The following is a 16,314-nucleotide window of genomic DNA, read 5'->3' on the forward strand; positions in this document are numbered from 1 at the left end:
AGGGGCGAATTCGTTGGGACACAACGGTTTTTTCCCCTGAATGTTTCTGTAACCAGGTCACAGGGCATACCGTGCGCGCAGAATGGCCCGTGACGGGCCAGTTCTCACGTCCGGGAGGAAACCGTGAACAAGGCCGAGCTCATCGAGGCGCTCGCAGTCAAGCTGGGCGACAAGAAGACCGCGACCCTGGCGCTCGACGCGTTCATCAGTGAGGTGCAGAATGCTGTCGCCAAGGGCGACCGAGTGGCACTCACCGGATTCGGTTCCTGGGAGAAGCGGGTCCGTAATCCGCGGGTCGCGCGTAATCCGCGAACCGGTGAACCGGTGAAGGTCAAGAAGACGTCGGTCCCGGTCTTCAAGGTCGGCAACACTTTCCGGGAACTGGTCGCCAGCGGAAAGCCGGCCAAGGCGGCCGCCGTGAAGAAGACCACCGCGACCAAGGCGGCTCCGGCCACCAAGGCCACGGCGGCGTCGGCGACCAAGACCGCGGCGGCGAAGAAGACCACCGCCACCAAGGCGACGGCCGCCAAGAGCACGGCGGCCACCAAGGCGACGGCCACCAAGACCACGGCCGCCGCCAAGAAGACGACCGCGACCAAGGCGGCGCCGGCGAAGACCACCACAACGGCGGCGGCGAAGAAGACGACGGCGAAGAAGACCGCGCCGGCGACCAAGACAACGGCGGCGACCAAGACGGCGCCGGCGACGAAGGCGGCCAAGGCGACGAAGGCCACCAAGACCACGAAGGCGGCTCCGGCGGCCAAGCGGACCGCCCGCAAGACGGCCGCACCGGCACCGGCGCCCGCACGGGCGGCGTCGCCGCGTCGCAGCCGCTGACCTCGCGTAGTACCGAAGGCGTCCACCCGTACGGTGGACGCCTTTTCGGTGTTCCGGCGCGGGCCCGCCCGGCCGTCCTACCGTCCGCATCATGCAGCGAGGATCGAGGCCACGTGGCCTGACCAGCCGGGCCGGCATCGCCGCGGCGCTGTTCACCGTCGCGATCGTGCCCGGGTGGACACTCGGCGACCTGGCCGAGACCGGCACCGGATGGCCGGTGCTGGACTGGGTGATCACCTGTGGCTGGTCGGGACTGGCCGTGACGGCCGGCGCCCCGTACGCCTCCTACCGCCGGATGGACGGGCTGGCCGGGGCGGTCCCGCTCTACGGCTGGTACCTGGCCGGGATCCTCAGCTGGCGGCTGGCGCTGCTGCCCTATCGCGACTGGGAGCCGCGGCGCGACGAACTGTGGCAGGCACGCTGGCTGACCGGTGACCTGATCGGGCACTGGCGGGCCGATGCGCCCGCGCACCGTACCGTCACAGCCGCGAAGCGCCCAGCAACCTCTCGCCGGCCCAGGTCAGCAACCACCCGTCGCCCTTCGGCGTCTTGAACGGCCGGTGATCGGCCGCGCCGGTCAGCGACGCGATGAGATGTGGCATCAGCTTGCCCTGACTGCACACCACGGCCCGCTCGAACCCGCGCAGCTCGGCCAGCCGCGCCCGCGCCGACGCCACCCGGGCCGGCACACCGTCCGGCCCGGACGTCTCGGCGAACGCCCCGTCCTGAACGATCGGGCGGCCGGTCGCCGCCGCCAGCGGTTCCAGCGTCTGCGCGCACCGCAGCGGGGTGGCCGCCACCAGCCGGCGCGGCCGCATCGGGGTGAGCAGGGTGGCGATCCGGTCCGCCTGTCCCGCGCCGATCGGGTCGATCGGCCGCAGCTCGTCACGGCCGGCCCACGCCTTCCGCTCGCCGGCCCTGGCGTGCCGGACCAGCGCGATCACCGCGGTCACCGGCGGCAGCGCGGCGACTCCCGCGAGGACGGTCTTCTCCTCGGCGTACGAGAGAAGCCCCACCGCCTCCTCCAGAGGCAGCCACGCCACCTCGTCCACCTCACCGGTGTCCCGCACCGGCCCGTCGGTGGTGGCCGCCATCAGCCAGTACGCCACGTTCTTGGCCCGGCCGTCCGGCATTACGTAGTCGACGTCCGGCAGCCGCAACTGGGGGATCGCCTCCGCGCCGGTCTCCTCACCGACCTCGCGCAGCGCACCGGCCAGCGGGTGCTCGCCGCCGGTCAGTTTGCCCTTGGGCAGGCTCCAGTCGTCATAGCGGGGGCGGTGCACCAGGCACACCTCGACCCGGTCACCGGACCGGCGGTACAGGACCCCGCCGGCCGCACGTTCCACTTCCGTCATGAGCCCTTTTCTCAGGTGTTCTTCTTGCCGATGATCCGCCGGAGCATGGCCGCCTGAAGGTGCACCTGCGGACGGCCCGGGGTGCCCTGATTGCGGCGCCACAGGCCGTCCGCGTCCAGGTCCCACCCCTCGGTGGTCTCCGCCATCGACAGTTCCAAAACATGCCGCAGCTCCTCGCGAGCCGACGGCAGTGTCACCTTGACCAGCGCCTCCACCCGGCGGTCCAGGTTGCGGTGCATCAGGTCGGCCGAACCCATCCAGTACTCGGCCTCGGGCCCCGGACCGAACCGGAAGACCCGAGAGTGCTCCAGGAACCGGCCGACGATCGAGCGGACCCGGATGTTCTCCGACAGCCCGGGCACGCCGGGCCGCAGCGCGCACATGCCCCGGATGATCAGGTCCACTTTGACCCCGTCCTGCGAGGCCCGGTAGAGCGCGTCGATGGTCTTCTCGTCGACCAGCGAGTTCACCTTGAACTGGACCAGCGCCTCGCCGCCCTCCCGGGCGATCCGGGCCTGCTCGTCGACCCGCTCCAGCAGGCCCTTGCGGACGCCGTGCGGGGCCACCAGCAACCGCCGGTAGGTGGTCTGCCGGCTGTACCCGGTGAGCACGTTGAACAGGTCGGTGACGTCGGCGCCCACCTCCGGGTCGGCGGTCAGCATGCCGAAGTCCTCGTACAGCCGGGCGGTCTTCGGGTGGTAGTTACCCGTGCCGATGTGGCAGTACCGGCGGATCTGGTTGCCCTCCTGCCGTACCACCAGGGAGGTCTTGCAGTGGGTCTTGAGGCCGACCAGGCCGTAGACGACGTGGCAGCCGGCCCGCTCCAGCGTCCGCGCCCAGGCGATGTTGGCCACCTCGTCGAACCGGGCCTTCACCTCGACCAGCACCACCACCTGCTTGCCGGCGGCCGCCGCGTCGACCAGCGCGTCCACGATCGGCGAGTCGCCCGAGGTGCGGTAGAGGGTCTGCTTGATGGCCAGCACGCCGGGATCGGCCGCGGCCTGCTCGATGAACCGCTGCACGCTCGTGGAGAACGAGTGGTACGGGTGGTGGACCAGGATGTCGGACTCGCGCAGCCGGTTGAACACACTGCGCGGCACCTCACCGTCGGCCAGGTGCGGGTGCGTCGCCGGGACGAACGGCCGGTCCTTCAGGTCGTCGCGGTCGCACTCGCCGAACACCTGCCACAGCGCCGACAGGTCGAGCAGGCCGGGCACCCGCAACACGTCCTGACTGTCCATGTCCAGCTCACGGACCAGCAGGTCGAGCACGTGGTCGCTGATCGACGCGGCCACCTCCAGGCGCACCGGCGGGCCGAACCGGCGCTGCGCCAGCTCCCGCTCCAGGGCCTGCAGCAGATCCTCGTCGCGGTCCTCGTCGACCTCCAGCTCGGCGTTGCGGGTCACCCGGAACAGATGCCACTCCAGGATCTGCATGCCCGGGAACAGCTGGCTCAGATGGACCGCGATCAGCTCCTCGACCGGCAGGAACCGGATGCCACGGCTGTCGTTCTGCACGGTCACGAAACGCGGCACATTGTTCGGCACCTTGACCCGCGCGAACAGTTCGGGCGAGTCACCGTCCGGATAACGAAGGGCAACGGCCAGATTCAAGGACCGGCTGCTGATGTACGGGAAAGGGTGCGCCGGGTCGACCGCGAGCGGCGTCAGCACCGGGAAGACCTGCTCCCGGAAGAAGGTCCGCAGCCGGCCCTGCTCGGCGGCGTTCAGCTCCTTCCACGAGACCAGCTCGATGCTCTCCGCCGCCAGTTTCGGCCGCACCTCGTCGGAGAAGCAGGCCGCGTGCCGGGTGACCAGGTCGGTGGTCCGCTCGGTGATCATCTCGATCTGGTGGCGCAGCGGGGACCGGTCGCCGCCGCGCATCGGCAGGCCCGCGCTCAAACGCCGCTTCAGCCCCGCCACCCGGACCATGTAGAACTCGTCCAGGTTGCTCGCGAAGATCGCCAGGAATTTCGCCCGCTCCAGCAGGGGCGTGCCCGGGTCCTCGGCGAGGGCCAGCACCCGGGCGTTGAAGTCCAACCAGGACAACTCCCGGTTCAGGAAACGGTCCTCGGGCAGCGCGTAGCCCGGCTCGTCCTCGTCCTCGTCCTCGTCGCTGTCGTCGGCGACGCTCAGATCGGCGACCATCTCGCTGGTTGCCAGCTCGGTGACCTCGCGCTCGGTGAGAGCGGGCTCCGGATCCGGTTCGACAGCCGCCTCCGCAGGGTCGGGGGCCTCGATCAGCTGCGTCTCTGCCGACTCGGGGCGGGGCAGAAAGCGGCCGTTCGGGCCACGCCGGCGGGTCTCAGGAATCCGGGGCGGGGTCGTCATGCTTACATCATTGCCGTTTCCGGAGAAACGTGAAACGAACTACCGGATGATCACATCAAGCTACTCCGGGAATTAACACCCGCCAAACCACACCAGTCGCGTCCGACTCGACCGTCACGCGCTGGCCGAGACGAAGAAGACGCAGGCCGGAGCGCTGGAACGCCTCCGCGCCGAAAGCCAGCGGGGTGCCGTCGTCGAGCAACAGCGTGCCGCTGCGGGAATCTGTGTCGAAAGTCGCGATCGTGCCCTGCATGGAACGGAACGCTACCCGTATCAGGCGGCCGGCGCGCATGCCGTCGCGCGGCCCAGCTCCCGCAGGAGCCCGCAGGTCTGCTCGCCCGCACCCAGGCCGAGCACCGCGTCCAGATCGGCCGCCGTGTCGACATCCTGCCGGAGGCCGGGCCAGTCGCCGTGCAGCAGCGCCGCCCCCGATCCGGCGTGAGCCGCCGCCGACGGACCGCCGAACCGCGGATCGAGCGCCCACCGTGCCGGAGCGGCCAGCAGCACCGTCCCGATCCCGGCCGCGTCCGGCACGAAGGCCCGGCCGGACACCCGGCTCAGCGCCTCGTCCAGCTGGCCCGGGCGCAGGGCGGGCAGATCGCCGGCGAGCACCACCCGGTGCGCCGACAGACCGGCCGCCTCGTCCGCGCCGAACCGCATCGCCGCGTTGAGCCCGCCGCCCGGATCGGCCACCACCCGGGCACCGAGTCCCCGCACCGCGGCACCGACCTCCGGATCGTCGGTCACCACCAGCAGGCCGGCGACCGAGGAGGCGGACAGCACCGCGGCCGCGGTGTCACGCACCATGGCGAGGGCCAGCTCCGGATGACGGTCGGCCGGCACGGCGCCGCGCAGCCGAGTCTTCGCCGCTCCGAGCCGTTTGACCGGGATCACCGCCGTCCACATCTGCACCTGACCATCCTGCCCGAACGATCAGTGCGACCGCGGGCCCCACACACGTGATTCGAAAGACCCCTGCCTGGTCCGCCGGGACGTGAGCGGGCATGATTTCGTCGCAGGTGAACGTGGGGAGGCGGCGTGGACGTCGCCGTTCGAGGGACGGGGGACGCCGTGGCACAGCTCAGGCTCGGCTTCTGGCAGCGTGTCGCCGTGATGCTGGTGATCCCGGTCATGACGGCCCTGACGAGCAAGACCTGGCTCCGGCAGGACCGCGTCCCGGCCACCGGCCCGGTCATCCTCGTGCCCAACCACGTGTCGCACTTCGATCCGCTCGTCGTCGCGCACTACATCTTCCGGTCCGGGCGGTGGCCGCGGTTCCTCGGCAAGGCCAGCGTGTGGAAGGTGCCGGTGATCGGGTTCCTGCTGACCAAGACCCGGCAGATCCCGGTCGAGCGGGGCAGTGTGGAGGCGGTGAAGTCGCTGGACACCCTGGTCGACGCGCTGAACGAGGGCGGTGCCGTGGTGATCTACCCGGAGGGCACCACGACCCGGCACCCCGACCTGTGGCCGATGCGCGGCAAGACCGGCGCGGCCCGGCTGGCCCTGCTCACCGGGGCGCCCGTCGTGCCGATCGCCAACTGGGGTCCGCAGGCGATCTTCGACCCGCGGACCAACAAACTGAAACTGCGCCGTTCGCACGTCACCGTCACCACCGGCGAGCCGGTCGACCTGAGCCGCTGGGCCGGCCTCGAACCGACCCGGGCGGTGCTGGACGAGATGACCGAGAAGATCATGCTGGACGTCCGGGACCTGCTCGGCGAGATCCGCGACGGCGAAGCGCCGGCGCTCTACGACCGGCCCGCACGACGGGCCACAACCTCGGAGGAAGCGCCATGAAGGCCGCCGTCATCGGATCCGGATCCTGGGGTACGGCGTTCGCCAAGGTGCTCGGTGACGCCGGATCGTCGGTGACCATGTGGGCCCGGCGGGAAGCCGTGGCCACCGAGATCCGCGAGACCCGCGGCAACGAGGGCTCCCTGCCGGGCGTCCGGCTCGCCGAGAGCGTGACCGCCACGACCGACCTGGCCGAGGCGCTCGCCGCGGCCGAGGTGATCGCCATCGCGGTGCCGTCGCAGACCCTGCGGGGCAACCTCGCCGACTGGGCCGGGCTCTTCCCCGCCGACTCCACCGTCGTCTCCCTGATGAAGGGCATCGAGCTCGGCACCCTCAAACGGATGAGCGAGGTGATCGTCGAGACCGCCGGTGTCGCCCCGGAGCGGGTGGTGGTCGTCTCCGGTCCCAACGTGGCTCCCGAGATCGCCGCCGGGCAGCCCACCACGACCGTCGTGGCGTGCTCCGACGAGGGCCGGGCCAAGCAGGTCCAGCACGCCCTCGCCACGCCGTACTTCCGGCCGTACACGAGCGACGACGTGATCGGGTGCGAGCTCGGGGGCGCCTGCAAGAACGTGATCGCGCTGGCGTACGGCATGGCGGTTTCGCTCGGTCTCGGTGACAACACCCGCGCCTCGCTGATCACCCGCGGTCTCGCCGAGACCGCCCGCCTCGGTGTGGCGCTCGGCGCCGACCCGCTCACCTTCGCCGGCCTGGCCGGTCTCGGCGACCTGGTCGCCTCCTGCTCGTCGCCGCTGGCCCGCAACCGGATGTTCGGTGAGCACCTGGGCCGCGGCGAGTCCCTGGAACAGGCGCAGGCCGCGACCCGGCAGACCGCCGAGGGCGTCAAGAGCTGCCTGTCCATCCGCGATCTGGCCCGGGCGAACGGTGTCGAGATGCCGATCGTCGAGCAGGTCGAGCGCGTGTGCCACGAAGGGGTGGACCCGCGCATCGCGGTCAAACTGCTGATGACACGGGAGATGAAACCCGAGTGAGTTCCCTTTCCTCCTTCTCCGACGGAACCCGCGCGGTCCACGCCGGTCTCCCCGCTCCGGAGGTGGGTGAGCCGTTCCTGCCCGGGCCGGTGTTCGCCGCGCCCTACCACCTCGACCCGGTCACCGGGCCGGGGTCGAACGGCTACGCGCGGACCGAGCACCCCACCCGTGAGGCGCTGGAGTCGGCGATCGGCGCCCTGGAGGGCGGGCCGACGCTCGTCTTCTCCAGCGGCCAGGCCGCGATAACCGCGCTTCTCCTCGCGGTTCTGCGATCCGGTGACACCGTGGCGATCCCTTCGGACGGCTATTTCACGGTACGGGCGTTCGCCGACGGTTTCCTCCGGGATTTGGGTGTCCGTTCCGTGGCGGTGCCGACGGCCGGGCCCTACCCCGACTTCGCCGGCGTACGGCTCGTGCTGCTGGAGACACCGGCCAACCCGGGCCTCGACGTGTGCGACATCCGGGCGCTGTCCGAGGCCGCGCACGCCGCCGGGGCGCTCGTCGCGGTGGACAACACGACCGCCACGCCGCTCGGGCAGAACCCGCTCACGCTCGGGGCCGACCTGGTCGTCGCCTCCGGCACCAAGGCGCTCACCGGTCACTCCGACGTCCTGCTCGGATACGTGTCGGCGACCGACCCTGCGCTGCTGGCGCGGGTGGAGACCTGGCGCAAGCAGACCGGTGCCGTGCCCGGGGCGTTCGACGCGTGGCTGGCCCACCGCTCGATCGCCACGCTCGACCTGCGGCTGGCCCGGCAGACCGCGAACGCGGCGGCTGTCGCCGAGCTGCTGCTGTCCCGCGACGACGTGACCGGGGTGCGCTGGCCGGGGCTGCCGTCCGACCCGTCCTACCCGATCGCGTCGGCGCAGATGCGGCGCATCCCCGGAGTGGTGTCGTTCGACCTGGGCTCGGCCGAACGGGTCGGACGGTTCCTGTCGGCGGCGAAGCTGGTGTTCGCTGCCACGTCGTTCGGTGGCGTGCACACCACGGCCGACCGGCGAGCACAGTGGGGTGACGACACGCCGGCCGGGTTCGTGCGGTTCTCCTGCGGTATCGAGGACACCGCCGACCTGATCGCCGACATCACCGCGGCGCTCGCCTCGTGACGGCGTGGAGCAGTTTCGACGGTGACGAGGTGGCGGCACTCACCCAGGGCGCCAGTTTCTTCGCCGAGCCGGGGGAGCGGGACTGCCCGGCCTGCGGGCAACGGCGGCTGCGCACCTACGTCACGGCGCCGGAGAACGCCAAACGGCCGACCCTGGTCAGCTATGTCTGGTGCGCTGCCTGCGACAAGTTCGTGGGTACCCGCGCCCGCCACCCGGACGGGCTGATCTTCTCCGACCCGCTGGCCGCCCTGGACCCGGTCGCACGGCGCGAGCTGGAACGCAGTCTCACCGGTTTCCTGGCCCATCTGGACTCCCTGTGGGACACCGGAGCCCTGCCCCAGACCTTCACCGCGTAGCCGGTGTCTTTCAGCCGTGGGTGGCGACGAAATCGTGCAGCCAGTCGGGGGCGATGTCGCCACCCGGTGCCGTGCGTCGCAGCGCCTCACCCGGGCGGATGCCGAGCAGGGCCAGCGTCATCGTGGCCAGCAGCGTCGAGCGCCCGTTGTCGGTGGCCGCCTGGGTGACCACGAAACGGCCGGCCCGGACCTCACGGGCGAGACGGATGGCCAGGGCGACCACCTGGTTCGCCTCCTGCTGCATATCCTTCGACGAGATCTCCTTCGACGAGGACGACGCCGCGGTCGGCGGGAACGGCACCACCTCGATGCCGGCGGTGTCCGGCCCGGGTGCGGCCGACGACACCAGCACCTGCACCCCGGCACGCGCGAGCGCGCCCAGCTCCTGCGGTGACCACGGCTCGTCCGCCGGATGGGCCATCGTCGCGAGCTGACCCGGGCCCGGGCCGGCGATCACGTGGAGTGCTGGAGCCATGAACGCTTCGTCCTCCCTGACTTGCACGTTGCTCAACGGCGCTGTCACGAATCCCCAATTCGGCCTACGCAGAGTAGGGTCACCCCCGGCACGCCCGCTAGCTGGAAGGCGCAGAGAGAAGTGACGTCCCCCCGCAAGACCCGCGTCGCGATCGTTTTCGGCGGTCGCAGCACTGAGCACGCCATTTCCTGCGTCAGCGCGGGTGCGATCCTGGGCGCTCTGGACCCTGATCAGTACGAGGTGGTCCCGGTCGGAATCACCCGTGAGGGGCGCTGGGTCCTCGCTTCGGGTGACACGTCGCAACTCGCGATCAGCGGCCGGCGACTGCCGGAGATCACCGCCGAGTCGGGCAACGCGATCGTGCTCTCCGCCGACCCGACGGCGACCGACCTGATCGTGCGGGAGCCCGCCGACGGCGTGTCCGAGCTGGCCGGTGTGGACGTGGTGTTCCCGGTGCTGCATGGCGCCTACGGCGAGGACGGCACGATCCAGGGCATGCTGGAGATGGCCGGTATTCCGTACGTGGGCGCCAACGTGTTCGCGTCGGCGGCGGCCATGGACAAGGAGTTCACCAAGAAGCTGGCGGCCGCCGAGGGCATCCCGGTCGGGCCCTATGCGGTGCTCCGCGCCGGGATGTCGCTGTCCGAGGCCGACAAGGAGCGGCTGGGCCTGCCCGTCTTCGTGAAGCCGTCGCGGGCCGGGTCGTCGCTGGGCATCACCAAGGTCACCGACTGGGCCGACCTCGACGCCGCGATCGCCGAGGCCCGCACCATCGACCCGAAGGTGCTCGTCGAGGCGGCGCTCGTGGGCCGCGAGATCGAGTGCGGGGTGCTCGAGGGTGAGGCCGGCGGGGAGCCGGAGGCCTCAGTGCTGTCGGAGATCCACATCGACGACGTCGAGTGGTACGACTTCGAGACGAAATACCTGGTGGGTGGCCGTTACACCGTCCCCGCCGACCTGCCCGCCGAGCTGACGAGGCAGATCCAGGAGTACTCGCTGCGCACCTTCACCGCGCTGGACTGCGCCGGCCTGGCCCGGGTCGACTTCTTCGTGACCGAGGCCGGCGAGATCTACCTCAACGAGATCAACACCATGCCCGGGATGACGCCGAACTCGATGTTCCCCCGGATGTGGGCGGCCACCGGGCTGGAATATCCCAAGGTCGTCGACCGGCTGATCCGGACCGCGCTGCGACGGGGCACCGGCCTGCACTGATCCGGTTACTCGCAGCCGCTCGGCATGCTGCCGATCGCCTTCGACTTGACCGTAGCGACGACCGTGTCGGAGAACTCGTTGGCCCACTGGGCCGGGTTCTCGTAGGTGCCCGGCACGGTCACCCGCACGGGGACCTCACGGTCCATCGTGGTGATGGTGGCCGTGTCCGCGCCCGGCGCCGCATACCAGCACACGTTGTTCATGATCAGCAGCTCGGTGTCCATGGCGACGCAGCCGGGCGTGGTGTCCTCCGGTGTGGTGCACATGACCGGCTGCGGCACCCCGCAGGAGACCGTGATCGCGGGCTCGCCGTAAGCCGCGTTCTGCTCGGGGCCGGCGCTCACCGGGCGGCCCGGCAGGTCCCGGATCTTCTCCGGCAGCTGGGACGTCACCGCGAGACAGACCCGGGCGGTCTGCTCGTCGAGTTTCGGCGCGTCCATCACCACGGGAGTTGACGGCACCGGAATGGCCGCTTTTTCGGTTTTGTCCGGATCATCCGGCATGATGGTGAGGAACGCGACCACGCCGACGAGCAGCGTCACCGGAACGGCCACCGCCGTCGCCCAAAGGGCAGCGGCCCTCTTGACCGGGTCTTTCCCCGGCGCCGTCCTCGGCGTGTCCACATCCACCATAGTCAGAGGTTTACCACGGAGCAGGTGAGCGTCCGCGTGATGCCCGGAACGTACTGGACCTTGCTCACAATCAGCCCACCCAACTCGTCGACGGTGTGCGCCTCGGTCAGCACGACGACGTCGTACGGCCCGGTCACCGCGTCGACCCGAACCACCCCCGGTATCTTCTCGATCGCGGCGGCCACGTCACGGGCCTTACCGACCTCCGTTTGAATGAGGATGTATGCCTGGACCACGATCGACTCCAATCCGCCACTGCGTCGGTGATCCCCGGTCGTGAAACTACCGTACGAAGCGACCCGGCAGCGGGACGCCACCATCGAAGGACTTAGACGTGAGCATCGCAGAGGCCGGTGAATTCGGGCTGATCGGCCGAATCGTTCCCCGGCTCGGCACCGGAGAAACCACAGTGATCGGCCCCGGCGACGACGCCGCCGTGGTCAGAACCCCCGACGGGCGGGTGGTCGCCTCCACCGACGTCCTCGTCGAAGGACGCCACTTCCGCCGGGACTGGTGCGGTGCCGCCGACGTCGGCCACCGGGCCGCCGCCGCCAACCTCGCCGACATCGCCGCCATGGGCGCCGTGCCGACGTCGCTGCTCGTCGCCCTCTGCGTGCCCACCGGGCTCGACGTCGGCTGGGTCGAAGGGCTCGCCGACGGCCTCACCGCCGAAGCCGCGCTCACCGGCGCCACCGTCGTCGGCGGCGACACCTCCTCCAGCCCCACCCTCACCATCGCGGTCACCGCACTCGGCGACCTGCGCGGCGCGGCACCGGTCCGCCGCGACGGCGCCAAACCCGGCGACACCCTGGCTCTCGCGGGGCGGATCGGTTACGCGGCCGCCGGCCTCACGGTTCTCTCCCGCGGATTCCGTACGCCCAAACTGCTCGTGGAGGCGTATCGCCGCCCCTCCATCCCGTACGCGGCCGGCCCCGAGGCGGCACTGCTAGGCGCCACCTCGATGATCGACGTCTCCGACGGCCTGCTCCAGGACCTCGGACACATCGCCGAGGCCAGCGGGGTCGCCATCGACGTGCGGCGTGAGGCGTTCGACCTCCCCGACCAGATGCGCGACGCGGCCAAGGCACTCGGCGTCGACCCGTACCAGTGGCTCCTGGCCGGAGGCGACGACCACCCGCTGGCGGCGACGTTCCCGGCGGGCGTCGCGCTGCCGCCCCACTGGCGCCCCATCGGAACGGTCCTCCCCGGAACCGGCATCACCGTCGACCACAAGCCGTGGACCGGAGGCCTCGGCTGGGACCACTTCCGCTGACCCCACACCCATCCACTCTTCCGCGCCCGTTACGGCCGTCCGTCCCTGCCCCAGCCGCCCGGCCGCCCGGCCGCCCGGCCGTTCTTGGCCGCCCGGCCGTTCTTGGCCGTCCGGGCCCGTTCCTGGCCGCCCGGCCCGATCCTTGCCACCCGGCCCGTTCTGGCTACCCGGTCTGCCTTGCCGCGGGGCCGGTTCTGGCTACCCGGTCTGCCTTGCCGCGGGGCCGGTTCTGGCTACCCGGTCTGCCTTGCCGCGGGGCCGGTTCTGGCTACCCGGTCTGCCTTGCCGCGGAACCTGTCCTGGCTACCTGGCCTGCCCTGCCGCCGGCGATGATGTGCGTGTGGTGACCTGTGATCCGATCTGAGCCGCGCATGGGCCACAGATCGCTGCCGGCGCTTGTGGCCCGATTCGAGACGCGGACGTCCACGCGAACGCTGACGGGCGGTTTTGTGGCTAGTCTTGCGGCGTGCACGACATCAAGATCATCACTGCGGACTTCGACGACCCGGCGGTGCAGCAACTCGTCGCTGAAAACCTTCGTGACCTGTCCGAGCGGTATGGCGGCAGCGGCGACGACAGCCCCATCTCCGGCGCTGATTTCACGCCGCCGCAGGGCGCGTTCCTGGTCGCGGTCCTCGACGACCAACTGATCGGAAGCGCGGGCTGGCGCCGGCGCGGCAACGACGCTGAACTCAAGCGCATGTTCACCACCAAGGCCGCCCGAGGCCGCGGAGTGGCCCGCCGGATGCTCACGCGCATCGAGGACTCAGCCCGGGAGGCCGGCTGCAACCGGGTCATCCTGGAGACCGGAGACCGCCAGCCGGAGGCGATCGCCCTCTACGAGTCGGCGGGCTACGCCCGGATCGACGACTTCGGCTACTACAAGGACTATCCCGACGTCCTTTCATACGCCAAGTCCCTCTGACCGGCCCCAGCGACGCCGCCCAGAGTCCCCCTCAGTGCCCGCGCCGTTGCGCGTCCGTGCCTGCGCGCGTTGTTGTGCGTCCGTGCCTGCGCGCGTTGTTGTGCGTCCGTGCCTGCGCGCGTTGTTGTGCGTCCGTGCCTGCGCGCGCTGTTGTGCGTCCGCGCCTGCCCGCGCCGTTGCGCGTCCGCGTTGCTGTGCGTCGGCGCCGCTCGGCGCTCGCGCCCGCCCGCGTTCCTCAGCGATCTTGACCGTTTTCCCACCGGATCCGGTAGAAAAACGGTCAAGATCTTCGCTCGGAGAGCGCCGTCCTTGTCGCCGGAGAGCGGCGCTGGCGATCTTGCCCGCATTGCCACCGGTTTTGGTGGGAAAAGGACAAGATTTCGGTGGAGGGTGCTTTCGCGACGATCTTGGCCGCTATGCCACCGGGAACGGCATACCCGGAACGGTGGTGATTCGATCAAGATCTTGGAGGGTTGGCCAGTGCGGCCCCAAGCTGGGCCACCACCTCTTCGGGGCGGTGTCGGACGGCCCAGGCGGGGAAGCGGAGGATCCGGTCGCCGGGGACCCAGAGTTGGTTCTGGCGGTGCATGTCGGCCCACCACTGCCGCACGTCGATGTGATGGCCGCCGTCGATCTCGACGTGCAGGCCATGGTCCGGGAAATAGGCGTCGAGGTAGTTCCGGCGGCCCTGCCCGTCCAGGCGCGAATGTTGCATCGTGGGCTCGGGAAGTCGGGCCCGCCGACACAGACGGAGAAAATCGGCCTCGGCTGCCGAATGAACTCCTCCCGCTGACCAGGTGATCGCCTCCGCGATCAGAGCTCTCCGCCGGACCCGGGGCATCCGAGCGAGAACCGGCCGAATGTCGTCGGCGCGCACCAGCCGTTGCTGGAATCCGGCCGCGATGACGGCCCATGCCCCCCGATCGGACGACACCCACTGTGCCGCATCGATCAGGGATCGAGCCGGCATCGTCCCGGGCGGGCGACCCGTCAGGTGCAAGTCCGAGTCGGGAAGGATCGTGGTGCGGTGAACCATGACACCTTTCGGTGGGCTGGAGGGGCTGATCCGTGCCGGAACCAGCACGTCGATGCGCTCGGAAGTGAACCCGCGAAATCCCACTGTCTCAAGTGCGGACAGGCCGCCGAGCAGTGCAGGCCGTCCGGCACCGACGCTGAGGGCGGCGACCCACCGGCGAGCCTGCCGGTCGATCGGTCCGGAATGGGCGACGTATACGCCACGGTGAGCGGTCTGCCAGCGCCCGGACCCGAGGCGGCGTTCAACCACGCGGCCGGTCAGGTAGCGCAAGGCCTGGGACCGGCTGAGCACGCCGGCCTGTCGCGCCAGCAACGCGAGCAATCGGGGATCGCGGTCGGTGAGCACACCGGCCATGCTGCCCCCGGCAGATGCCCGAGAGCCAGCGAGGCACCAGCAGCCTGTGGATAAGGGCCGGAGGGACGCCGCGCAGGTGTTGGGCCTGTGGGCAAAGGGGCGCAGGGCGGCCGGGCAGGTGTGGGGCCTGTGGGCAAAAGGCCGGAGGTGGGCCGGGGCGGGTGTGGAGCCTGTGGGCAAAAGGGCCGCAGGGAGGCCGGGCAGGTGTGGGGCCTGTGAGCAAAAGGCCGGAGGTGGGCCGGGCGGGTGTGGAGCCTGTGGATTGCGGGCGTTCAGGAGGGCGACGTCTCAAGGGCGTGGCGTCGGGGCCATCGGTGGGCGTCGAGGTGGAAAGCGAGTAGCCGCCGACCCCGAAGGGACAGCGGCTACTCGGATCGGCCTGTGAAGGCTCGGTCAGGCGCGGACGACCTTGCCGGCCTTGATGCACGAGGTGCAGACCTTGAGCTTCTTGGTGGTCCCGCCACCGGCCGGGGTGCGCACCGACTGGATGTTCGGGTTCCAGCGGCGGTTGGTCCGCCGGTGCGAGTGGGACACGTTGTGGCCGAAGCCCGGTCCCTTGCCACAGACGTCGCACACGCTAGCCACGGGATACTCCTGGGTGTGATTCGAAACTGAAGGCGCCTGGGGACAGAATGGCCCAGGCAACCCGGCGAGCTTACCCGATTCTCTGGGGCGACAGCCAATCGCCCCCGGTCAGGGTGCGTGCCCGGCGATTGTCAGGGGTGGTTAGTACGATTTTCGCGTGCTGGAGACCCTCGATGCCGCCGCGGTTCGCCGCTGGTGCGACGGTGGGCTAGAGGCGCTCCGGGCTCATCAGCGTGAGATAGACGACCTGAATGTCTACCCGGTCCCCGACGGCGACACCGGCACCAACCTCGTCCTCACTCTGACCGCCGCCCATGAGGCGCTGGAGCCTCGCGGCGGCCGCGGAGCCGGGGTTCACGCCGGTGACGACGGGGTGGCCGGGCTCATGCGGCGGATGGCGCGGGGTGCCCTGCTCGGGGCCCGCGGCAACTCGGGTGTGATCGTCTCGCAGATCCTGCGGGGCATGGCCGACACCTTCTCCGGCACGGTCGCGGTCCGCGGCAGTGAGCTGGCCCGTGCGCTACGGACGGCGACGGACGCCGCCTACGCCGCCGTGGCTCGCCCGGTCGAGGGCACGGTGCTCTCGGTCGTGGCTGCCGCCGCGGAGGCCGCCGGCCGGATCAGATCCGACGACCTGGGCATCGTCGCGAGAGAGGCGGCCCGGGCCGCCACCGAGGCCCTAGCCCGGACGCCGCAGCAGCTCCCCGTTCTCGCTCGGGCCGGCGTCGTCGACGCGGGAGGCCGGGGCCTGTGCCTGCTACTCGACGCCCTCGTCGAGGCGATCGAAACGAGAGCCGGCGACACCAGACGCAGCGTCCGCGAGGACGGTGTGCGCGAGGACGGTGTGCGCGAGGACGGTGTGCGCGAGGGTGGCGTGCCCGAGGACGGGGTGCGTGCGGATGGGGTGCGTGCGGACGGGGTGCGCGAGGGCGAGGTGCGCGAGGACGGTCGTCCTGGAGCGGGCGGCCCGGGCTTCGCTGGTCCGGCGGCCGGTGTGGCTGGGGGAGCCGATGTGATGAGCGGCACGCCTGTGCATGGCTTACCGCCTG

At 70.7% G+C, this 16,314-nt stretch carries 18 protein-coding genes and 1 pseudogene; 10 read left to right on the forward strand and 9 right to left on the reverse strand.

Going from position 1 to position 16,314, the window contains the following annotated elements; genetic code table 11:
* Nucleotides 1-123: 123 nt before the first annotated feature.
* Nucleotides 124-837 carry an HU family DNA-binding protein gene (locus tag ACFO0C_RS23070; protein WP_378068741.1) on the forward strand — a complete coding sequence of 238 codons (714 nt, stop codon included), beginning with the start codon at nucleotides 124-126 and terminating at the stop codon, nucleotides 835-837.
* A 91-nt stretch (nucleotides 838-928) separates the two neighbouring features.
* Nucleotides 929-1,390 (forward strand): hypothetical protein, encoded by a 462-nt coding sequence (locus ACFO0C_RS23075; protein ID WP_378068742.1) that lies wholly within the window; start codon nucleotides 929-931, stop codon nucleotides 1,388-1,390.
* Here the strand turns inward: ACFO0C_RS23075 and ACFO0C_RS23080 are convergent.
* From ACFO0C_RS23080 to cofC, 4 genes are read right to left on the reverse strand one after another with little or no spacing between them, the layout of a single operon-like run.
* Nucleotides 1,317-2,192, reverse strand: a complete 876-nt coding sequence (locus ACFO0C_RS23080) for an NUDIX hydrolase (protein ID WP_378068743.1) — start codon at nucleotides 2,190-2,192, stop codon at nucleotides 1,317-1,319. The two genes, ACFO0C_RS23075 and ACFO0C_RS23080, sit on opposite strands and share 74 nt — an antisense overlap.
* Nucleotides 2,193-2,203: 11 nt before the next feature.
* Nucleotides 2,204-4,522, reverse strand: coding sequence for an RNA degradosome polyphosphate kinase (locus tag ACFO0C_RS23085; protein ID WP_378068744.1), 2,319 nt, complete (start codon nucleotides 4,520-4,522; stop codon nucleotides 2,204-2,206).
* Between the two features lie 55 nt (nucleotides 4,523-4,577).
* Nucleotides 4,578-4,775, reverse strand: a complete 198-nt coding sequence (locus ACFO0C_RS23090) for a cold-shock protein (RefSeq protein ID WP_378068745.1) — start codon at nucleotides 4,773-4,775, stop codon at nucleotides 4,578-4,580.
* Nucleotides 4,776-4,795: 20 nt separating this feature from the next.
* Nucleotides 4,796-5,428, reverse strand: coding sequence for a 2-phospho-L-lactate guanylyltransferase (gene cofC, locus ACFO0C_RS23095; RefSeq protein WP_378069126.1), 633 nt, complete (start codon nucleotides 5,426-5,428; stop codon nucleotides 4,796-4,798).
* A 165-nt stretch (nucleotides 5,429-5,593) separates the two neighbouring features.
* Here cofC and ACFO0C_RS23100 point away from each other — a divergent pair, with 165 nt between their 5' ends.
* The 4 genes from ACFO0C_RS23100 to ACFO0C_RS23115 are packed head-to-tail and all read left to right on the forward strand — an operon-like array spanning nucleotide 5,594 to nucleotide 8,770.
* Nucleotides 5,594-6,319 (forward strand): lysophospholipid acyltransferase family protein, encoded by a 726-nt coding sequence (locus tag ACFO0C_RS23100; protein ID WP_378068746.1) that lies wholly within the window; start codon nucleotides 5,594-5,596, stop codon nucleotides 6,317-6,319.
* The gene (locus ACFO0C_RS23105) at nucleotides 6,316-7,308 is read left to right on the forward strand and encodes an NAD(P)H-dependent glycerol-3-phosphate dehydrogenase (protein ID WP_378068747.1); all 993 of its coding nucleotides are present in this window, start codon (nucleotides 6,316-6,318) and stop codon (nucleotides 7,306-7,308) included. The genes ACFO0C_RS23100 and ACFO0C_RS23105 overlap by 4 nt, the downstream gene beginning before the upstream one ends.
* On the forward strand, nucleotides 7,305-8,414 hold the full coding sequence (locus ACFO0C_RS23110; RefSeq protein ID WP_378068748.1) for a cystathionine gamma-lyase: 1,110 nt from the start codon (nucleotides 7,305-7,307) through the stop codon (nucleotides 8,412-8,414). Before ACFO0C_RS23105 ends, ACFO0C_RS23110 begins: the two co-directional genes overlap by 4 nt.
* On the forward strand, nucleotides 8,411-8,770 hold the full coding sequence (locus ACFO0C_RS23115) for a hypothetical protein (RefSeq protein WP_378068749.1): 360 nt from the start codon (nucleotides 8,411-8,413) through the stop codon (nucleotides 8,768-8,770). The genes ACFO0C_RS23110 and ACFO0C_RS23115 overlap by 4 nt, the downstream gene beginning before the upstream one ends.
* Nucleotides 8,771-8,780: 10 nt before the next feature.
* Here ACFO0C_RS23115 and ACFO0C_RS23120 read toward each other — a convergent pair whose 3' ends face one another.
* On the reverse strand, nucleotides 8,781-9,245 hold the full coding sequence (locus ACFO0C_RS23120) for a hypothetical protein (protein ID WP_378068750.1): 465 nt from the start codon (nucleotides 9,243-9,245) through the stop codon (nucleotides 8,781-8,783).
* Nucleotides 9,246-9,365: 120 nt separating this feature from the next.
* Between ACFO0C_RS23120 and ACFO0C_RS23125 the strand changes: the two genes are divergently transcribed.
* The gene (locus ACFO0C_RS23125) at nucleotides 9,366-10,460 is read left to right on the forward strand and encodes a D-alanine--D-alanine ligase family protein (protein ID WP_378068751.1); all 1,095 of its coding nucleotides are present in this window, start codon (nucleotides 9,366-9,368) and stop codon (nucleotides 10,458-10,460) included.
* 5 nt (nucleotides 10,461-10,465) lie between these two features.
* Here ACFO0C_RS23125 and ACFO0C_RS23130 read toward each other — a convergent pair whose 3' ends face one another.
* Complete coding sequence (locus tag ACFO0C_RS23130; protein ID WP_378068752.1) at nucleotides 10,466-11,092, reverse strand: DUF3515 domain-containing protein; 627 nt, start codon at nucleotides 11,090-11,092, stop codon at nucleotides 10,466-10,468.
* Between the two features lie 2 nt (nucleotides 11,093-11,094).
* On the reverse strand, nucleotides 11,095-11,328 hold the full coding sequence (locus ACFO0C_RS23135) for an Lrp/AsnC ligand binding domain-containing protein (protein WP_014447186.1): 234 nt from the start codon (nucleotides 11,326-11,328) through the stop codon (nucleotides 11,095-11,097).
* Between the two features lie 98 nt (nucleotides 11,329-11,426).
* Between ACFO0C_RS23135 and ACFO0C_RS23140 the strand changes: the two genes are divergently transcribed.
* Complete coding sequence (locus ACFO0C_RS23140) at nucleotides 11,427-12,365, forward strand: thiamine-phosphate kinase (RefSeq protein WP_378068753.1); 939 nt, start codon at nucleotides 11,427-11,429, stop codon at nucleotides 12,363-12,365.
* A gap of 466 nt (nucleotides 12,366-12,831) precedes the next feature.
* Nucleotides 12,832-13,290, forward strand: a complete 459-nt coding sequence (locus tag ACFO0C_RS23145; protein ID WP_378068754.1) for a GNAT family N-acetyltransferase — start codon at nucleotides 12,832-12,834, stop codon at nucleotides 13,288-13,290.
* A 457-nt stretch (nucleotides 13,291-13,747) separates the two neighbouring features.
* On the opposite strand, the gene ACFO0C_RS23150 is transcribed toward ACFO0C_RS23145, so the two are convergent.
* Together ACFO0C_RS23150 and rpmB are read right to left on the reverse strand one after the other, a co-directional pair.
* Nucleotides 13,748-14,671, reverse strand: a complete 924-nt coding sequence (locus tag ACFO0C_RS23150) for a hypothetical protein (RefSeq protein ID WP_378068755.1) — start codon at nucleotides 14,669-14,671, stop codon at nucleotides 13,748-13,750.
* 402 nt (nucleotides 14,672-15,073) lie between these two features.
* The gene (rpmB, locus tag ACFO0C_RS23155; RefSeq protein ID WP_026207002.1) at nucleotides 15,074-15,265 is read right to left on the reverse strand and encodes a 50S ribosomal protein L28; all 192 of its coding nucleotides are present in this window, start codon (nucleotides 15,263-15,265) and stop codon (nucleotides 15,074-15,076) included.
* Nucleotides 15,266-15,422: 157 nt separating this feature from the next.
* Here rpmB and ACFO0C_RS23160 point away from each other — a divergent pair.
* A pseudogene (locus ACFO0C_RS23160) lies at nucleotides 15,423-16,049 on the forward strand (DAK2 domain-containing protein); the annotation flags it as partial.
* Nucleotides 16,050-16,314: the final 265 nt, after the last annotated feature.

Source organism: Actinoplanes subglobosus (assembly GCF_042650585.1).
In the GTDB taxonomy this organism is placed as follows: domain Bacteria; phylum Actinomycetota; class Actinomycetes; order Mycobacteriales; family Micromonosporaceae; genus Actinoplanes; species Actinoplanes subglobosus.